This window comes from Pinibacter aurantiacus, from assembly GCF_019130065.1.
Classification (GTDB): Bacteria; Bacteroidota; Bacteroidia; order Chitinophagales; family Chitinophagaceae; genus Pinibacter; species Pinibacter aurantiacus.
Genome location: NZ_JAHSPG010000010.1, coordinates 36,889 through 54,394, shown reverse-complemented (window position 1 = coordinate 54,394; position 17,506 = coordinate 36,889). Strand labels below are relative to the sequence as shown.

General features: G+C 41.7%; 14 protein-coding genes. 10 read left to right on the top strand and 4 right to left on the bottom strand.

Features of this window, described 5'->3' with window-relative positions:
* The first annotated feature begins 69 nt into the window (after positions 1-69).
* Together KTO63_RS13460 and KTO63_RS13455 are read left to right on the top strand one after the other, a co-directional pair.
* Entirely contained in the window at positions 70-690 is a 621-nt protein-coding gene (locus tag KTO63_RS13460) for a 7-carboxy-7-deazaguanine synthase QueE (RefSeq protein ID WP_317195769.1), read from the top strand.
* A 127-nt stretch (positions 691-817) separates the two neighbouring features.
* Positions 818-2,734 carry an OmpA family protein gene (locus tag KTO63_RS13455; RefSeq protein WP_217791851.1) on the top strand — a complete coding sequence of 639 codons (1,917 nt, stop codon included), beginning with the start codon at positions 818-820 and terminating at the stop codon, positions 2,732-2,734.
* A 55-nt stretch (positions 2,735-2,789) separates the two neighbouring features.
* Here the strand turns inward: KTO63_RS13455 and KTO63_RS13450 are convergent, their stop codons facing one another.
* The 3 genes from KTO63_RS13450 to KTO63_RS13440 form a co-directional block, all read right to left on the bottom strand.
* On the bottom strand, positions 2,790-3,245 hold the full coding sequence (locus KTO63_RS13450) for a hypothetical protein (protein WP_217791850.1): 456 nt from the start codon (positions 3,243-3,245) through the stop codon (positions 2,790-2,792).
* A 328-nt stretch (positions 3,246-3,573) separates the two neighbouring features.
* Complete coding sequence (locus KTO63_RS13445; RefSeq protein ID WP_217791849.1) at positions 3,574-3,948, bottom strand: hypothetical protein; 375 nt, start codon at positions 3,946-3,948, stop codon at positions 3,574-3,576.
* Between the two features lie 158 nt (positions 3,949-4,106).
* Positions 4,107-4,439, bottom strand: a complete 333-nt coding sequence (locus KTO63_RS13440; protein WP_217791848.1) for a hypothetical protein — start codon at positions 4,437-4,439, stop codon at positions 4,107-4,109.
* Between the two features lie 306 nt (positions 4,440-4,745).
* Between KTO63_RS13440 and dprA the strand changes: the two genes are divergently transcribed.
* From dprA to KTO63_RS13405, 7 genes are all read left to right on the top strand, one after another.
* Entirely contained in the window at positions 4,746-5,843 is a 1,098-nt protein-coding gene (gene dprA / locus KTO63_RS13435; RefSeq protein WP_217791847.1) for a DNA-processing protein DprA, read from the top strand.
* Positions 5,844-6,157: 314 nt separating this feature from the next.
* A complete protein-coding gene (gene guaB / locus KTO63_RS13430; protein ID WP_217791846.1) occupies positions 6,158-7,657 on the top strand; it encodes an IMP dehydrogenase in 1,500 nt (499 codons plus the stop codon).
* 136 nt (positions 7,658-7,793) lie between these two features.
* Positions 7,794-8,963 (top strand): lipoprotein N-acyltransferase Lnb domain-containing protein, encoded by a 1,170-nt coding sequence (locus KTO63_RS13425; RefSeq protein WP_217791845.1) that lies wholly within the window; start codon positions 7,794-7,796, stop codon positions 8,961-8,963.
* Positions 8,964-9,075: 112 nt separating this feature from the next.
* Positions 9,076-9,870 (top strand): alpha/beta fold hydrolase, encoded by a 795-nt coding sequence (locus tag KTO63_RS13420; RefSeq protein WP_217791844.1) that lies wholly within the window; start codon positions 9,076-9,078, stop codon positions 9,868-9,870.
* A gap of 134 nt (positions 9,871-10,004) precedes the next feature.
* Positions 10,005-12,647: a PKD domain-containing protein gene (locus KTO63_RS13415; protein ID WP_217791843.1), complete on the top strand. Its 2,643-nt coding sequence runs from the start codon at positions 10,005-10,007 to the stop codon at positions 12,645-12,647.
* Between the two features lie 210 nt (positions 12,648-12,857).
* Positions 12,858-13,613, top strand: coding sequence for an SDR family NAD(P)-dependent oxidoreductase (locus KTO63_RS13410; RefSeq protein ID WP_217791842.1), 756 nt, complete (start codon positions 12,858-12,860; stop codon positions 13,611-13,613).
* A gap of 209 nt (positions 13,614-13,822) precedes the next feature.
* Positions 13,823-14,260, top strand: coding sequence for a hypothetical protein (locus KTO63_RS13405; RefSeq protein WP_217791841.1), 438 nt, complete (start codon positions 13,823-13,825; stop codon positions 14,258-14,260).
* Positions 14,261-14,413: 153 nt separating this feature from the next.
* Here KTO63_RS13405 and KTO63_RS13400 read toward each other — a convergent pair whose 3' ends face one another.
* The gene (locus tag KTO63_RS13400; protein ID WP_217791840.1) at positions 14,414-15,508 is read right to left on the bottom strand and encodes an AI-2E family transporter; all 1,095 of its coding nucleotides are present in this window, start codon (positions 15,506-15,508) and stop codon (positions 14,414-14,416) included.
* Between the two features lie 258 nt (positions 15,509-15,766).
* On the opposite strand from KTO63_RS13400, the gene KTO63_RS13395 reads away from it, so the two are divergent.
* Positions 15,767-17,497 carry a M14 family metallopeptidase gene (locus KTO63_RS13395; protein WP_217791839.1) on the top strand — a complete coding sequence of 577 codons (1,731 nt, stop codon included), beginning with the start codon at positions 15,767-15,769 and terminating at the stop codon, positions 17,495-17,497.
* Positions 17,498-17,506 lie beyond the last annotated feature (9 nt).

Below are 17,506 nucleotides of genomic sequence, written 5' to 3'. Positions count from 1 at the left end.
AAAAACAGAGACCTCCCCAATTTTCAGTAGTTCAATTATTCAATAAATCAATTATTAGAAAAAGAAATTGTGAGTACGATTACAGACATACAAACTTCGCTTCCGGTAATGGAAGCTTTTTATACTTTGCAGGGTGAGGGTTTTCACCAGGGCAGGGCCGCATACTTTATACGCCTGGGCGGTTGTGATGTGGGCTGTGTTTGGTGCGACGTGAAGGAAAGCTGGGACGCAGAAAAACATCCTTTGTTGACCTTGGATAAAATTGTGGCGGATGCGGCTGCATTTCCCGGAAGATTGGCGGTTGTAACTGGCGGCGAACCTTTAATGCACAACCTGGATGAATTGACCGCGGCATTGCACGATGCCGGTTTTCAGACCAATATTGAAACGTCCGGTTCTTCACCTTTAAGTGGTAGCTGGGACTGGATCTGCCTTTCTCCCAAAAAATTCAAATTTCCTTTGCCGGAAATTTTGCCCGTTGCCAACGAATTAAAAGTGGTGATCTTCAATAAATCAGACTTCGAATGGGCAGAAAAATATGCTGCACTTGTTTCTCCTGAATGCAAGCTATACTTGCAACCAGAGTGGGATAAATCTGCACAAAACACTCCTCTTATTATCGACTATATTAAAGAAAATCCTAAGTGGGAGCTGAGTTTACAGATACATAAGTATATTAATGTGCCGTAGTGGCTTAACGCTTAATGCCGAACGCCTAACGCTTAGGGTGCAACACCCAAACGCGTTAGGCGTTCGGCATTAAGCGTTTAACATTTTGCTTTTGCCACATTTTCAAATTATCCTTATTTTACACACTATGCAAAGACTCTGTACCTCGATTGCCATTTTCCTATTGATGATCAGCTCAGTAAATGCGCAATTCGATCCTAATAAAGTTGACAAAAAAGCGGCTCAGTTGTACAGTAAAGCGCTCGAGCTGGCACAGGGCGACGAGTTCGTTAAAAGTATACAGGTACTGAAAGACGCTATTAAAATCGATCCGTCTTTTGAAGACGCATATCTTTCCATCGCGGGGATGTACGGTCAGCTTAAAGTGTACGATTCTGCTATTCTTTACTACGAAAAAGCACGATCAATTGATGCCTCCTATTTCCAGGATTATAATCTTCCCTACTCTATCAACCTTGCAGGAAAAGGAAGATTTGAGGACGCCTTGCATGCGGTGGATACATTCCTGTTAATTCCTAATCTTAATGAATCGAGTGTAAAGGCAGGTTCTTACAGAAAAAAAACCTACGAGTTTGCCATTGATTATGCAAAGAACAATGCTGCCTCCAGCTACACTTTTGCGCCCAAAAATCTCGGTGACAGTATTAACACAGAAACGTCTGAATACTACCCCACGCTAACAATTGACGGCAAGCAACTTATTTTTACGAGAAGAGTCGACCACATGAATGAAGACTTTTTTGGAAGCGATCTTGGTAAAGATGACAAATGGGACAAAGCAAAATTATTGGCTGGCAATATCAACTCCAACCTGAATGAAGGTGCGCAAAACATTTCACTCGACGGCAAATGGCTGGTTTTTACAGGATGTAATTTCCCCGAAGGTTATGGAAGCTGTGATCTGTATATTTCTTATCTAACCCCGACTGGTTGGAGCTTTCCTGAAAATCTTGGCGGCAAAATAAATACCGAAGGTTGGGAATCTGCACCCAGTCTTTCGCCCGATAAACGCGATTTATATTTTGCAAGCAGAAGGCCCGATGGATACGGCGGCAGCGATATTTATGTTTGTCATTTATTGCCTAACGGAAAATTCGGACAGCCCGAAAACCTCGGACCGGGCATCAACACTATCGGCGATGAAAGTTGCCCTTTTATTCACCCGGATAATCAAACGCTTTATTTTACTTCAAATGGGCATCCCGGTTATGGAGACGACGATTTGTTTGTGACGCGCAAAGGCCCCAAGGGTCAATGGAGCGCTCCCAAAAATCTTGGCTATCCGATCAACACCATTGAAAAAGAAGGCAGTCTTGTAATCTCAGCCGATGGCAAAACTGCTTACTACGCCAGCGACAGAAGCGATTCCAAAGGAGGCCTGGATCTGTACACTTTTGAAATGCGCAATGACGTGCGCCCGGTTAAAACTTTGTGGGTGAAGGGAAAAGTGTTTGATGCAAAAACCAATAATGGCTTGCCTTCCGCTGTTGAGTTAACAAATCTAACCACGCGTGAAGTGGTGAGCAAAGTACAAACAGATGAAACCGGTAATTATCTGATCACTCTACCAATTGGTCGTGATTACGCTTTCAACGTAAATAGAAAAGGTTACCTGTTCTACTCGGAGAATTTTTCTTTTGTAGAAAAATCGCCGGACTCTACTTACAACATAGACATTCCCTTACAACCGCTGGAAGCGAACGCCTCCGTTGTGTTGAAGAACATTTTCTTTGATGTAAACAAAACGGATTTGAAACCAGAATCACAAGTTGAACTGGACAATCTTGTGCAATTGATGAAAGACAATCCTACATTAAAAATTCAAATCAACGGACATACGGATAATGTGGGTAAAGCAGCGGACAATCTCAAATTATCTAATGGTCGCGCAGAAAGCGTAGTGGCTTATATTACTTCGAAAGGTATTAAGGAGGACAGGCTCTCATCCAAAGGATTTGGTGCGACTCAGCCAATTGCAACAAACGATACAGAAGAAGGAAAAGCGCAGAACAGAAGAACAGAACTAACAGTGATCGCAAAATAGAGTTCAACAAAAGCAAAGTACATAACAGCAGCGATTCGGTTATGTACTTTGCTTTTCAATTATATTCTTTTCTATTATTGATTACCACATCAATAAAGTTTTTGTTGAACTGCTCTATAATAAAGTGTTTGTTGAACAGCTCTATTTCTTCGTTGTTTTTGGATTTGAAAATAGCTTTCACAACAAACAAAACAATTGCTGCGAGTATAGCGGAACCAATGCTAATAACTATTCTACTGTTGCCTAAGGCTATTGAATAAACGATAAAGAGAATGACCGCAAATGCCACTCCCATAACCATCCATGACATCGGCGGCTGAAAATCAAGATCAAAAACCTTTCCTGTTGTTCTCGACATTCTATTCCTTACTGAAAATTGAATTTTCTTGTACGGCACCTGGATCCTTTCAGCTCCGAAAAATGTTTTTTTAATATGTGCTTCTGGATATTGTTTTTGAACGCTTGGTAATATCTCAAGTAATGTTTTCTGGTTTAGATTGGGAACATTCATACTTCACATTTTCTGCTTATAGATATGCAAAACTAATCCCTCATATTTCGCACATCCTTCCAATACGGTCACACTTTTTTAAGAATAAGACATTAGAAAGCATATCAGCTTATATTACTTTTAAGGTATTTACATCTAACAGACTTTCTTCAAAAGGGGTTGGCACTATGCAGCCAGTTGACAGCAACGACATTGAGGAAGGAAGAGTCAAAAAAGGAGAACGGAGTTGAAGATGTTGAGTACGAAGTAAGTTGCTAGCTGTTAGAAAAAAAGCCAGCAGCGTGACTAAGTCGCTGCCGGCTTTTTGTTTACAGAGAGCTGTTTCGTTCTAACCTTTTCCAATACCATTTACAATATCAATAAAACTGTTATTGAACTGCTCTATTTTTGATTTGTTTTTAGATCTGAAGATTAATTTAACAATTAGAAAGCCCACCAGTGCTGGGATTGCTCCTCCTACACTTATAGTTGTTCTTCCGATTATCATTGTTAAAATAACGGAAAAGAGGATTGCTGCCGCGACCATTCCTATGACCATCCAAAAAGTGGGAGGAATGAAATCAAGCTTAAAATCTGTCTTTCTTTTACTGACTACAAAACTGAAATTCTCATAAGGCACACTAAGCCTTTCGGGACCAATAAAAGGCTTTTTAATAACTGCGCTGGAATACACTTTTTGTACTTCAGGTAATAGCTGTTGCAAAGTCTGCTGGTTAAAATTCGGCACATTCATTCTTATGCTTGTTTTAGAGGCATAAATTTATCGACTCACATAGACAACTTCTTTCCAATACAGCCAAATGTCTTTCCGATTTGGACATTTTTTAGAAGACTCCTGTCAATGAATTGCCGTAGCGAAAACTAACCTTTTCTAATGCCATTTACGATATCAATAAAACTGTTATTGAACTGCTGGATTTTTGCTTTGTGCTTTGATTTAAAAAAGAATCTCGCAATAAAAACACCAACCGCTCCAAACACAACACACATCAGTTTAGAGCGCGACTCTGACAAATCAAAATCAATCACAAAATCGGTGCTTCTCTTCCTGATCACATAAAGAACGTTTTCGTACTGCACCTGTATTGTTTCCAGTCCCACAAATGGTTTTTTCAGGATGGCATCGGGATAACTTTTTTGAATTCTCGGCAAAATCTGTTGTAAACTTTCATGGTTTAGGTTGAGAATATTCATGGGTTTCCTTTTTGAAATATAAAATTATTAAGTCTTACAAAAAGTTGTTTTCAAATACAGTCAAACTTTTTATTGATTAGGTCCCAGTTGAAAGAATAATTAGAACAATGAAATATCTTTTAATATTCATAGTTAACAACGGCCATAAAGAAGCCAACTATCATTGAAAAATATTAAGTCTTTTGATCTAATCTTTTCCAATACAGTCAAGCTTTTTATCAATTCGGGCTCTTGAAAAGATAATTATCGACTTGAAATATTTTCTTTGATTTCTGACACATACTTTTGCCGACTAACCTGATTCTTATGAATGATTTGCTGCATAAAATAGCACTTACACAAGTGCCATTAATCGGTTCCGTGCATGCTAAAATTCTTCTTGAACATTTTGAGACTGCTGAAGAAATTTTCAAGGCAAAAAAATCTTCTCTTGAACTAATTGAAGGCATTGGCTCCATCAAGGCATCGAATATCAAAGGCTTTAAAAATTTTACTTCCATTGAGAATGAAATTGCGTTCATTGAAAAGAACAACATTCAACCATTGTTTTTCACAGATAACAATTATCCTAAAAGATTGCGCAACTGCTATGATCCTCCAACCATGCTCTATTACTGCGGCACAGCAGATTTAAATGCTTCTAAAATAATTGCGGTTATTGGTACACGTTCGCACAGTGAATATGGCAGGCAACTCACAGAAAAATTAGTCAACGATCTGGCTGCGCAAAATGTTGTCATTGCAAGCGGAATGGCATTTGGCATAGATGGTGTGGCCCACAAAGCAGCCCTAAAGAATGGCCTCCCTACAATTGGCGTTCTTGCTCATGGCTTGGATATTATTTATCCACCTGAACATAGTGGGTTGGCAAAAGAAATGACCAGCAACAACGGCGGTCTGCTCACCGAATTCCCGAGCTGCACAAAACCAGACAAGCATAATTTCCCCATACGTAACCGCATCGTTGCCGGCATGAGCGACGCGACTATCGTAATAGAAACAAATATAAAAGGCGGCAGCATGATCACCGCGAACCTGGCCTATGGCTACAACAGGGATGTTTTGGCTTTTCCGGGCAGAACCACGGACAACAGAAGTTCAGGCTGCATTAAACTGATCAAAGAGAAAAAAGCTTCGTTAATAACCGGAGCGGATGATGTTCTTGAAGCTCTCGGCTGGAAAGAAGCAACAAGAACACGAAAACCGCAACGCGAGTTGTTTATTGATTTTTCGCCCGAAGAAAAGATCATTCTCGATTTACTGGGCGCAAAAGATGCAACGCATATCGATGAGTTGAATTTAAAAAGCAATCTTTCCAGCGGCGCTATCGCTGCAGCTATTTTGAACCTTGAACTGCAAAACGTTGTGAGTAGCCTGCCGGGAAAAATGTATATGATTAATTGAAAGTTGAAAATGGGATTTTAGTGGAGAGTGGAGAATGGAGAGTGGAGAGTTAAGTTGTGTACAATGTACGAAAGTCACTGGAATGTCATAGATTGATGGATTTCGTACATCGTACTCAGTACTCCGTACGCACCCTCCTCTTAACATTTTCTTAAACAAGATGCGTAAGCGCTTACACTATTCGTTCATTTTCAATTTTCAACTTTCAATTTGCAATTCGTTTTCTCTCCCTTTAACCCCTCTCCACTCTCAACTTTCAACTCTCCACTAAAAAAAGTTTTGGAGGCAATTTACCCCGCGCCATATCTTTGCACATGGCAACAAGAAATACTTCCCCCCGCGACAATTCATTTCAATCAAGGTTTTTTGGCGAAGGTCTTACGTTTGATGACGTGTTATTAATGCCTGCTTACAGCGAGGTGTTACCTAAGGATGTTGACATACGTACCCAACTTACAAAGAACATTACGCTTAACATTCCAATGCTCTCTGCAGCAATGGATACCGTTACAGAAGCCAATCTGGCAATAGCGCTTGCACGTGAAGGTGGTCTTGGTATTTTACACAAAAACATGAGCATCGAAAAGCAGGCCGAGCAAGTTCGCAAAGTTAAAAGAAGCGAAAGCGGTCTAATCATCGATCCTATTACACTTCATGATGATGCAACAATTGGCGACGCACTTAAATTAATGCGTGAGAACAAGATTGGTGGTATTCCAATTGTTGATGGTAATAAAAGACTGGTTGGTATCCTCACCAACAGAGATCTGCGTTTTGAAACCAACAAAAAAATTCCTGTGAAGGATGTGATGACAAAAGAAAACCTCATCACTGCACCAGAAGGAACAGATCTGAAAAAAGCTGAAAAAATACTCCGTCAATATAAAATCGAAAAGCTTCCTGTTATCAACAAACAAAAAGCGCTTATCGGTCTCATCACTTACAGGGACATTCTGCAATTGCGCAATTTCCCTAATGCAGTGAAAGACACCTATGGCCGTTTGCTGGTAGGCGGTGCACTCGGCATTACAAAGGACCTGCAGGACAGAGCCTATGCATTGCAACAAGTGGGCGTTGACATTGTGGCGCTGGATAGTTCACACGGTCATAGCAAAGGGGTTATTGATTCATTGAAAGCACTGAAAAAGAATTTCAAAAATTTACAGGTAATAGCAGGTAACGTGGGCACAGGCGCAGGTGCAAAAGCCCTTGCCGATGCCGGTGCAGACGCAGTAAAAATTGGTATTGGACCAGGCTCCATTTGTACAACACGTATCGTTGCAGGAGCCGGTGTTCCACAGCTTACAGCCATCGTTGAAGCAGCCGCCGCACTTAAAGGCAAAAACGTTCCTTTGATCGCTGATGGTGGTATTCGCTATACTGGTGATATGGTTAAGGCACTTGCAGCAGGAGCAAACGTAACCATGATGGGAAGCGTGTTTGCCGGCGTTGAAGAAAGCCCTGGAGAAACTATTATCTATGAAGGCCGTAAATTCAAAGAATACCGCGGCATGGGCTCTATCGGTGCTATGCAACAAGGTAGCGGCGACCGTTACTTCCAGGAAGGCGAAGAAGATGCAAAGAAAATGGTTCCGGAAGGTATCGAGGGTCGTGTGGCTTATAAAGGAAACCTGAACGAGGTTATATCACAATATGTTGGTGGTCTTCGTGCCGGTATGGGCCTTTGCGGTGCAGCTAATTTAAAAGCATTGCAACAAGCAACTTTTGTTCAAATCACCAACGCAGGTATGCGCGAAAGCCATGCTCACGATGTGGACATTACAAAAGAAGCTCCGAACTATAGCAGAAAATAGTATTTTGTAGGGGCGAATCGCATTCGCCCTGTAACATCCCAAGAGTGCAACAAAATATGCGGAGATTCCGTTTATTCTGTTGCACATTTAATTTGGACCAGGGCGAATGCGATTCGCCCCCTACAATCAACCAAAAATGAAATTTTTCCCCAGCGTTTTTGCACTTCTTCTCGCTTTGCATTTTTCCTTTTTCTCACAGGCGCAAAGCGATTCCTGTAACATTACTGTTAGCTTACTAACCGCCGGCCCCGGAGATGAGGTTTATTCCATTTTTGGGCATAGCGCACTTCGTGTGGTTGATAAATCAAGAAATACTGACCTTGTTTTCAACTACGGTACGTTTGACGCATTTGAAGATGACTTTGAAATGAAGTTTATAAAAGGCAGCCTTTTATATTCCTCTTCTATTGAACAATTCAATAACCACGACGGATATCTTGGTTTTTTTAACGCTTACAAAGCAGAAGGCAGAAGCATACAGGAACAGATTCTGAATCTTTCATGTGAGCAAAAGCTAAAACTTTACGACGCGTTAAAAACAAATGCGCTTCCGCAAAACAGGTACTATTTGTATGAATTTCTGTACGATAATTGCTCCACACGACTGAGGGATATCGTAGAAAAAAACAGTGCTCCCTTTGTTACCAGAGACATTCTTGAGCACAAATCAGTTACCTTCCGCGATCTCATCTATATTTATCTCAACAGGGCCAAACAATACTGGACCAAACTTGGCATTGACATTTTGCTGGGCGCTAATATGGACCGCAAAGCGACCAATCGCGAATCAATGTTTTTACCTGACTATTTATTAAAAGGTTTTGACAGTACAACCATAAATGGCAAGCCGCTTGTAAGTGAGAAACACACACTTTTTGAGCAACCGGACAACTCAGCTTCTGCTGCTCCGGTCACCCCCATGCTTGCATTTGTATTGCTTTTTATACTGGTTGGCATTTGCAGTTTGGTAAAACATCCTGCGGCAAAGACCTTCCTGAAAATATTTGACCCCCTACTATTCTTTCTTACCGGGGCGCTCGGCATTTTGCTGGTGTTTATGTGGGTAGGAACAACTCACCTGGAATGCAAAAACAACCTCAATTTACTATGGGCTATCCCAACCCATTTTGTGGCGGCATTTTTCCTGGGAAGCAATAAAAAATGGGTGAAAACTTATTTTAAATTAACCGCCTGGCTAAGCTTGCTTTTGCTGATTTGTTGGATTATTTTACCACAAGCATTAAATGTTGCTTTGATACCGCTGGTAGGCGTTTTGTTTTTGAGAAGCCAGAGGAGGAGCAGGTGATGAATTATGAATAAAAAGTGCGACAACGTTAACTTTTGACATTCATACCTTATTGTTCATAACCCACAGCGACTCTTCGTTCACTCATAACTCATAACTTATAACTAATACCATGAAAACGCTTTCGCTAAATAATAAAAAACTTGTTTACGCAGTGAGCGGATCTGGCGCGCCGGTGGTGTTGTTGCATGGCTTTGCTGAAGACCATGAGGTTTGGGAAAACCAGGTAGCCACGTTGCAAAACAACTACACTGTAATTGTTCCTGATCTTCCGGGAAGTGGCGCTTCAGACAGGTTGGATGAAACAAGCATGGAAAGTATGGCAGATGCAGTGAAGTCAATTTTGGAAAATGAAAAAATTGATCAGGCAGTTGTTATCGGGCACTCGATGGGCGGGTATGTAGCGCTGGCATTTGGAGAAAAATACCCGCAGTTTCTAAAGGGACTTGGGTTGTTTCACTCTACAGCTTTTCCAGATACAGAAGAAAAAAAAGAGACACGCCGCAAAGGCATTGAATTCATTAAGAAAAATGGCGCATACCTGTTTATTAAACAAACTACACCCAACCTTTTTACCGAAAATTATAAGTTAAAAAATTCTGATAAAGTTGTTACATTTATAGAACACCTTAAAGAATTTGAACCCGAGTCATTGATCGCGTATTATTACGCGATGATTGCCAGGCCAGACAGAACGCTCGTTTTGAAGAACTTTTCCAAACCTGTTTTGTTGATAATAGGCAAGAATGACGTTGCGGTTCCCTACAAGGACAGCCTGGCCCTGAGCCATTTATCTTCCACTACCTATGTAACCATTCTCGAACATTCTGCCCATATGGGTATGATGGAAGAAACCGATAAAAGTAACGAGGCTTTGGAAAGCTACCTACAAGAGGTTATAAAGTAAAAATTCAAAGGTCAAAAAGGCTCACCAAGTTTTGAATTTTGATTTTTGACTTCATTAGTTGATAGGCTTTTTCGGATTCGTGAGAATAGAATCGTAATTGAGATGTAATAACCGAAAGGCCAAAATGCTTCTTGATGAAGAAATGTGCTTCCATACTCTTCCTGATGCTGTATTATGCCGCCCAACTGTATGCTAACCACATTCGAGGAGGGGAACTCTATTATAAATACCTGGGCCCGGGAAATTCGCCCAATTCTTCAAGATACCAGGTCACACTCAAATTATACATCGACTGTTTTCAAAACAATCCCGGACAGAATGATGAAGATGAAAATTTCACTGTGTATGAGAAGGGGCAAACAAATCCATCTTTTACAGTAAATGCACCGAAAATAAGAGAGGAGCAGATAAGGTATGATCCTAATTCTAACCCCTGTATCACCAATCCGCCTACGGATGTCTGCTATAATTTACGCTACTACCAAACTTCAATAGAAATACCCGACAGCAAAGTTGGTTACACCATTGCATTTCAGCGCTGTTGTCGTTTGGACGGCATTCAAAACGTAAGTAACAGTGGCAGGACCGGTGTTACCTACTTGTGTGAAATACCCGGAACGGATGTGTTGGCTGGCGCTCAAAAAAATTCGAGTCCAAGTTTTGAAGCAGGTGACGCAGTGGCCATCTGTATGTCTTCTGCCTTTAAGTTTAATTTCGGTGCTACTGATCCTGATGGCACAGACTCTTTATCGTATGCTTTATGTGACGCTTACGATGGCGCCGGTGAAAGACAGGGAACCTGTTTCACTTGCGTTACGCCGAATCCCGCACCACCGCCCCCTTACAGCCCATTGCCTTACAGACCCGGCTATTCAGGCACTGTACCAATGGACCCTTCCGCTTCCATTGATGCTAAAACAGGAGTTTTTTCAGGCATTGCGCCTTCCGCTATTGGCCAGTATGTGGTTACTGTTTGCGTATCTGAATATCGAAAGGGTGTGCTGATAAACGTGCATCGTAAAGACATTCACATAAAGGTTTCCGATTGTGTTCCGCTCAATGCCCTACTGTCGCCCGAATATCATTTTTGCGACGATTTCAAAGTGGCGATCAGAAACAATCAGAACAATCCGCCCGGCACCATGTACATATGGAACTACGGCGACAAATCAAAACCCGATACATCTTATGACCCTTCGGGAAATGTTACACATACCTATGCGGATACAGGTGTTTATCAAATAAAATTAACGGCATTGCTTTCTGCGGGTCAGTGTATTGATTCAACTACGGCCATTGCAAAAGTATTTCCCGGATTTTTTGGCGGCTTTATCACTGCCGGCACATGTATTCTGAATCCAATACGATTTGTTGATACAACCAAGGCAAAGTATGGAGTGGTGAGTAAGTGGAGCTGGGCCTTCGGCGATGAGGCGGCCACTAACGACAGTTCTCATATTCAAAACCCGTCATGGAAGTATAGTACATCAGGTTCTAAATCAGTGCAGCTGATTGTAGAAAGCAGTAAGGGCTGTATCGACACTGTGCTTAACGCAGTTGACGTGAAAGAAAAGCCGACAATTGCGCTTCCATTCAGAGATACGCTTATTTGTAACATTGATACTTTACAACTTGCAGCTATAGGCTTGGGCATTTTTAACTGGACGCCGAATGTTATCAATCTTATGCGAGACGGCAACACCTCCAACCCGCTTGTATTTCCTAAAACCACCACTACGTTTTACGTACAGCTTAACGAAGACGGATGTATTAACACAGACAGCATCAAAGTAAGGGTTACAGACAGAGTACGGCTAAATGCGGGAAACGATACCACCATTTGTTTAACCGATGCGATCGTATTGCATCCGCAAACAGACGGCTTGCGCTATGCGTGGACGCCAGCCGCAACACTTAGCGACAGCTCAATGTTGAGCCCCATGGCTACACCAACGGGAACAACGGTCTATGAGATCACTGCGAGGATAGGAAAATGTTCTGCGACAGATGGTGTTGTAGTAACAACTGTTCCGTATCCGCTGGCAAACCCTGGCCCCGACACAGTAATTTGCTACCGCGACACGGCCTATCTCCATGCTACGGTCGACGGAATATCTTACGCATGGTCGCCTTTAACAACGCTTGTTAATCCGCAATCGCTGAATCCACTTGCCTATCCCATAAGAACCACGGTGTATACACTTACCGTTCGCGACAACAAAGGTTGTCCTAAACCAGGCGTGGGTTCAATAACGATTACAGTTCGTCCGCCTGTGATTGCTTCTGCCGGAAACGATACTTCAATTGTGATAAACCAACCGCTACAACTAAATGCAACCGGTGCAGATTTTTACCAATGGACGCCTCCAACCGGATTGAATAATCCTGATATTCAAAATCCGATTGCCAACATCAGTCAAAATATGACCTACGTAGTCAAAGCATACACTGCAGACAAATGCTACGATTACGATACCATCAATATAAAAGTATTTACAACGCTTCCCGATATTTTTGTTCCAAATGCCTTTACACCTGAAAGGATCTCCAACAATTTATTCAGACCGATTCCTGTCGGCATTCGCAAGTTGGATTACTTCAGAGTCTACAACCGCTGGGGGCAATTGGTATACAACAACTCCGATCCCGGCAAGGGCTGGGACGGAACCATCAACGGCAATGCCCAGGGACCAGATACCTATGTTTGGATGGTGCAGGGCACTTCTTACACCGGCCAGGTAATATTTAAGAAGGGAACGGTGGTGCTGATGAGATGAGAGACGGAACGCAGATTTTCATGATCGTCATGATTTTGATGATTTGAGATCTGATGCTTCGCAATATTCGAGCATCGAAATGCATTTATTCCTATTCGCACGACTCCCTAAAAATTTAAAATCTCAAAATTTCAAATCTTGAAAAATCATGACAATCATGAGAATCTGCGTTCTTACTCATAACTTAGAACTCAAAACTCACAACTTACTATGAGCAAGATCGTTTTGGTTACAGGTGCCACTTCGGGCTTTGGCAAAGCAACAGCGGAAATTTTTGCTTCAAACAAATACAATGTGATTATTACGGGACGGAGAAAGGAGAGACTGGATGAACTGAAAAAAGAATTGGAGGAAAAACACGGCGTAAAAGTACATCCGCTTTGTTTTGATGTTCGCAGCCGCGAAGATGCATTTTCTTCCATCAACAGTTTGCCCGTGGAATGGAAAGCCATCGACGTACTGGTAAACAATGCCGGTCTTGCTGCAGGACGAGATCATTTTGACGAAGCTTCCATGGAAGATTGGGAGAACATGCTGGATACCAATGTAAAGGGATTGCTGTATGTGTCGAAGGCTGTGCTTCCTTTAATGACGGAAAGAAAAAAGGGCCACATCATCAACCTTGGCTCTACAGCAGCGAAAGAGGTGTACGAGAAGGGTAATGTTTATTGCGCTACAAAACATGCTGTAGATGCCATCAGCCAATCGATGAGAATTGACCTGCTGAAACACAAAATAAAAGTAACAGCCATTCACCCGGGAGCTGCAGAAACCGAGTTTTCAATGGTTCGGTTCAAGGGAGACAAGTCGCAGGCCGACAAAATATACGAAGGTTACCAACCACTTAGCGCGGAAGATGTAGCAAATGTGATTTATTATACCACTACCCTGCCCGAACATGTTTGCATTAACGACCTTGTATTAACCTGCCTTGCTCAGGCCAATTCTTTCTATACTTATAAATAATTTTTGCACTTACGCAATACTCTGAAAAAACCTGCGTTTCTTTTAGAGAGATTACGTAAATTACATTAGTAGTTGTACTGTACTCATGAATCCTTTTCCATTGAAAAAAGATTAACCATAGTGTTAATATTTTTAATCCAAGACCAGAGACCATTACCATGAAAAAAGTTAAATTTTTCAGGTTCTTAACCTTATTACTATGTTGTTGCATGTCTTTTGCAGTAATTCACGCGCAAGAAGACGTCATCAAGCAACGCAGTTTTTTGAATGAATCTTTTAAACCACAAATAGATAGCTTAAAAAAGTTATACACTTCGCAAGGTTTTACTCTCTTACGCGAAGCTTCGATGGCTATGGAAAGTGAATATGAGATGCCGGTGATTATGCCATTAACGCAAGGTGGAAATTATCAGTTTGTTTTTATTGGCGAGCCCGACTCCAAACTTTATGAAGTAAGGATGTTTGATTGGAACGAAAAGCAGGTTATTTACAAAAAGAATATGTGGGGAGATGTTGACGGTAATATAATCACGTTTAATTACACATCCCAGTTCTCGGAATATCACATGCTCAAACCCGTGCAGGTTAACAAGAACAAGAAAAAGACGTTGAGCGGTTATGTGATGATGTTCAGGAGAGCAAATTAAATTGTCTCTGGTAAATTTTAAGATAAAAAAGAACAACGAGGTGATAGTTCTCTATCGCCTTTTTTTATTTCATTAACTGAGTAACTGAATGACTGAATAACTGAATGTCACATTCAATCATTCATTACGAATTTCAACTACTCGGTTATTCAGTTATTCAGTTATTCGATTATTCTCTCCCTCCAGCCATAACGTAAACAACTTATACCCCAGCGACATTACCACGGCTCCGGTAAATAGTCCCATAAACCCAGAAAGCACAAAACCGCCGACAGCACCGAGGAACACGACCAACATTGGCACCGGTGCACCCTTACCAAGCAACAGGGGTTTTAAAACGTTATCAGACAGGCCTACCAGTAGCAGCCAAATAGTTAGCAGCGTAGCAGTCAGTGTAGTACCTGTACTCCAGATGTATACAATGATGCATATAGAAATGGGCAGAATGCCTATTTGAATAATGGCAAGGATCAAACACAGCAATGTCCACAAACCGGCCGCCGGAACTCCTGCCAAAACCAAACCTATTGCTGCCAATATGGTTTGAATAAAAGCTACTCCCAATATACCTTTCACAACATTGCGAATCGTAACCACCACAATAGAAGTAACATCAATGGTAGAATTGCTTCCCATTAGCCTGTTAAAAAGATTTTTTGCAAACCGTCCCGTAGCTTCAGAGTAGGACAGAAATACGCCACTGATAATAATCGAAAATGTAAACAAGAGCAACCCCTTTGCTGTACTTGCCAGCAGCCCGATAATAGATGTAAGGGCAGAACGCGTTTGCTTCGGATATTTTTTTACAATTGTGTCAAGTCCCTGCGATGCCTGCACCCATAGCTCATGTGCCTTGTCGCCAATGAAGGGCCAACCTTTCACATTTTCACGCGGAGGTGGCAGTTGTACATTGCCAGCTCTATAGTCTGCAACAAATTCCTTTATTTCATCGGCAGTGGTAAAGCTTAACCAAACAGCCGGCACAATAAGAATGCACAATAACAGCACAGTGATGATCACGGCTGCTCGTGTAGATTTTCCCTTTAGCTTTTTGGTAAGTTTTTGATGGGCAGGATATAGAACAACCGCTAGTATCGCGGCCCATGCAATAGGATTTATAAACGGGCTCAATATGCGAAAACACCAACTTATTAAAAGTGCAACAAGCAATAACTGGATAATTGTGTTGAACAGCTGTGAAGTTGAAACAGACTTAACAGGTCTGGAAGTGTCGTTACTCATGTCCATTGTGCAGGTTTTATGACTCAATTCACTTGATGCCAAAGCCCACGAACTAAAACTACAAAACGCTTAGGAAAGCACATTGGTTGTTGCACATGTAACAGTAAAACGAAAGGTTAAACGCTGCGGGGCAATAATGAATAACTGAGTAACCGAATAACTGAGTGTTCGAAAGTCGTCGTTCAAAATCGAAAATCAACCTTCAGTTATTCAGTTACTCAGTTATTCAGTTATTGTTTATTTTGCGAGATCACAAACTGACACATGAAGAAAGCATCTATCCTCCTCACCCTGTGCATTGTAGCAACAACACTGCTGGCACAGAAATTCCCTACCGTATTTGAAAACAGCAATGGCAAACAAACCGCTACTTACTTTGAAACGATTGAGTATTACAAAAAGCTAAAAGCTGCTTTTCCTACACTCTCAATCAAAACATTTGATACGACGGATGCCGGCTATCCGCTACATCTTGTCCTTTTCAGTAAAGACAAAAAATTTGATCCCAGGCAATGGCACAATCAACACAAGGTGGTAGTACTTGTAAACAACGGCATACACCCAGGCGAACCCGATGGAATTGATGCCAGCATGATGCTGATCAGGGACCTTGCAACCAATAAAATTGTCGCCGCCGATAATGTTGTATTTGCCATTATTCCTGTGTACAATATTGGAGGCTGCCTTGACCGTGGCACTTCTTCAAGGGTGAATCAGAACGGACCTGAAGAATACGGGTTCAGAGGCAATTCAGAGAACCTCGATCTGAACCGCGATTTTATAAAAAACGATTCACGCGATGCCATTTCATTTACGCGTATTTTTCAATGGTTGCAGCCGGACATTTTTATTGATAACCATGTGAGTGACGGTGCAGACTACCAGCACACAATGACTTTGCTAACTACGCAACACAATAAGCTGGGCGGTGAGACCGGCGCTTTTGTCCACACCACATTCGAGCCTGCTTTGTATAAAAGCATGTCGGCAAAAAGTTGGGACATGGTTCCTTATGTGAACTTTGAAGATGGCGATCCCGACAAAGGTTGGGACGCTTACTACGATCCTCCCCGCTACAGCAGCGGCTATGCAGCACTTTTTCAAACTATTGCTTTTGTGCCGGAAACGCACATGCTAAAACCTTATGCAGATAGAGTGAAGAGCACCTATGCTTTTATGCAAACCATCATGGAGCAATCATCTTTGTTTGCCAACGATATCGTTACAAAAAGAAAAGCGGACATAGAAAATAACAGAAAGAAAAAAGACTTTGCTGTTAGCTGGGCTGTTGATACAACCAGGTTTGATCAAGTGCTTTTCAAAGGTTACCAAACCAATACCAAAACGAGCGATATAACCGGCTTGCCGCGCATGTTCTATGATCATACAAAACCTTTTGAAAAGCAGGTAAAATTCTACAATACTTTCAACCCTGTCGTTACCATTCAAAAGCCTTCCGCATATATCATTCCGCAGGGCTGGCATGAAGCGATAGACCGTTTGAAAAACAACGGCGTGGAATTAAAACGCTTAACAAAAGACACAACTCTCACTGTGGAGTTTTATCATGTGGATGATTATAAAAGTATGCCCAGGGCTTACGAAAAGCATCACCGTAATTTTGATCTTGTCGTTAGCAAACGCACAGAGCGGGTTCATTTTGTAAAGGGTGATTACATTATTTACACCGGCCAGCGCAGCGACAGGTACATTATTGAAACGCTTGAGCCGCAAGGTGACGACAGCTTCTTCAGCTGGAATTTCTTCGATGCGATTTTACAACAAAAAGAATGGTACAGTGATTATCGTTTGGAAGATGTTGCGGGCGCACTGCTGCAACAACATCCTGAAATAAAACAGGCATTGGAAGAAAAGAAAAGATCAGATCCGCAGTTTGCTGCAAATGCAAAGGCACAGTTGCAGTTTGTTTATATGCATTCTCCGTATTATGAGCAAGCGCACTTGAGAATTCCGGTGTTCCGGGTAACTGAATAACTGAATGAC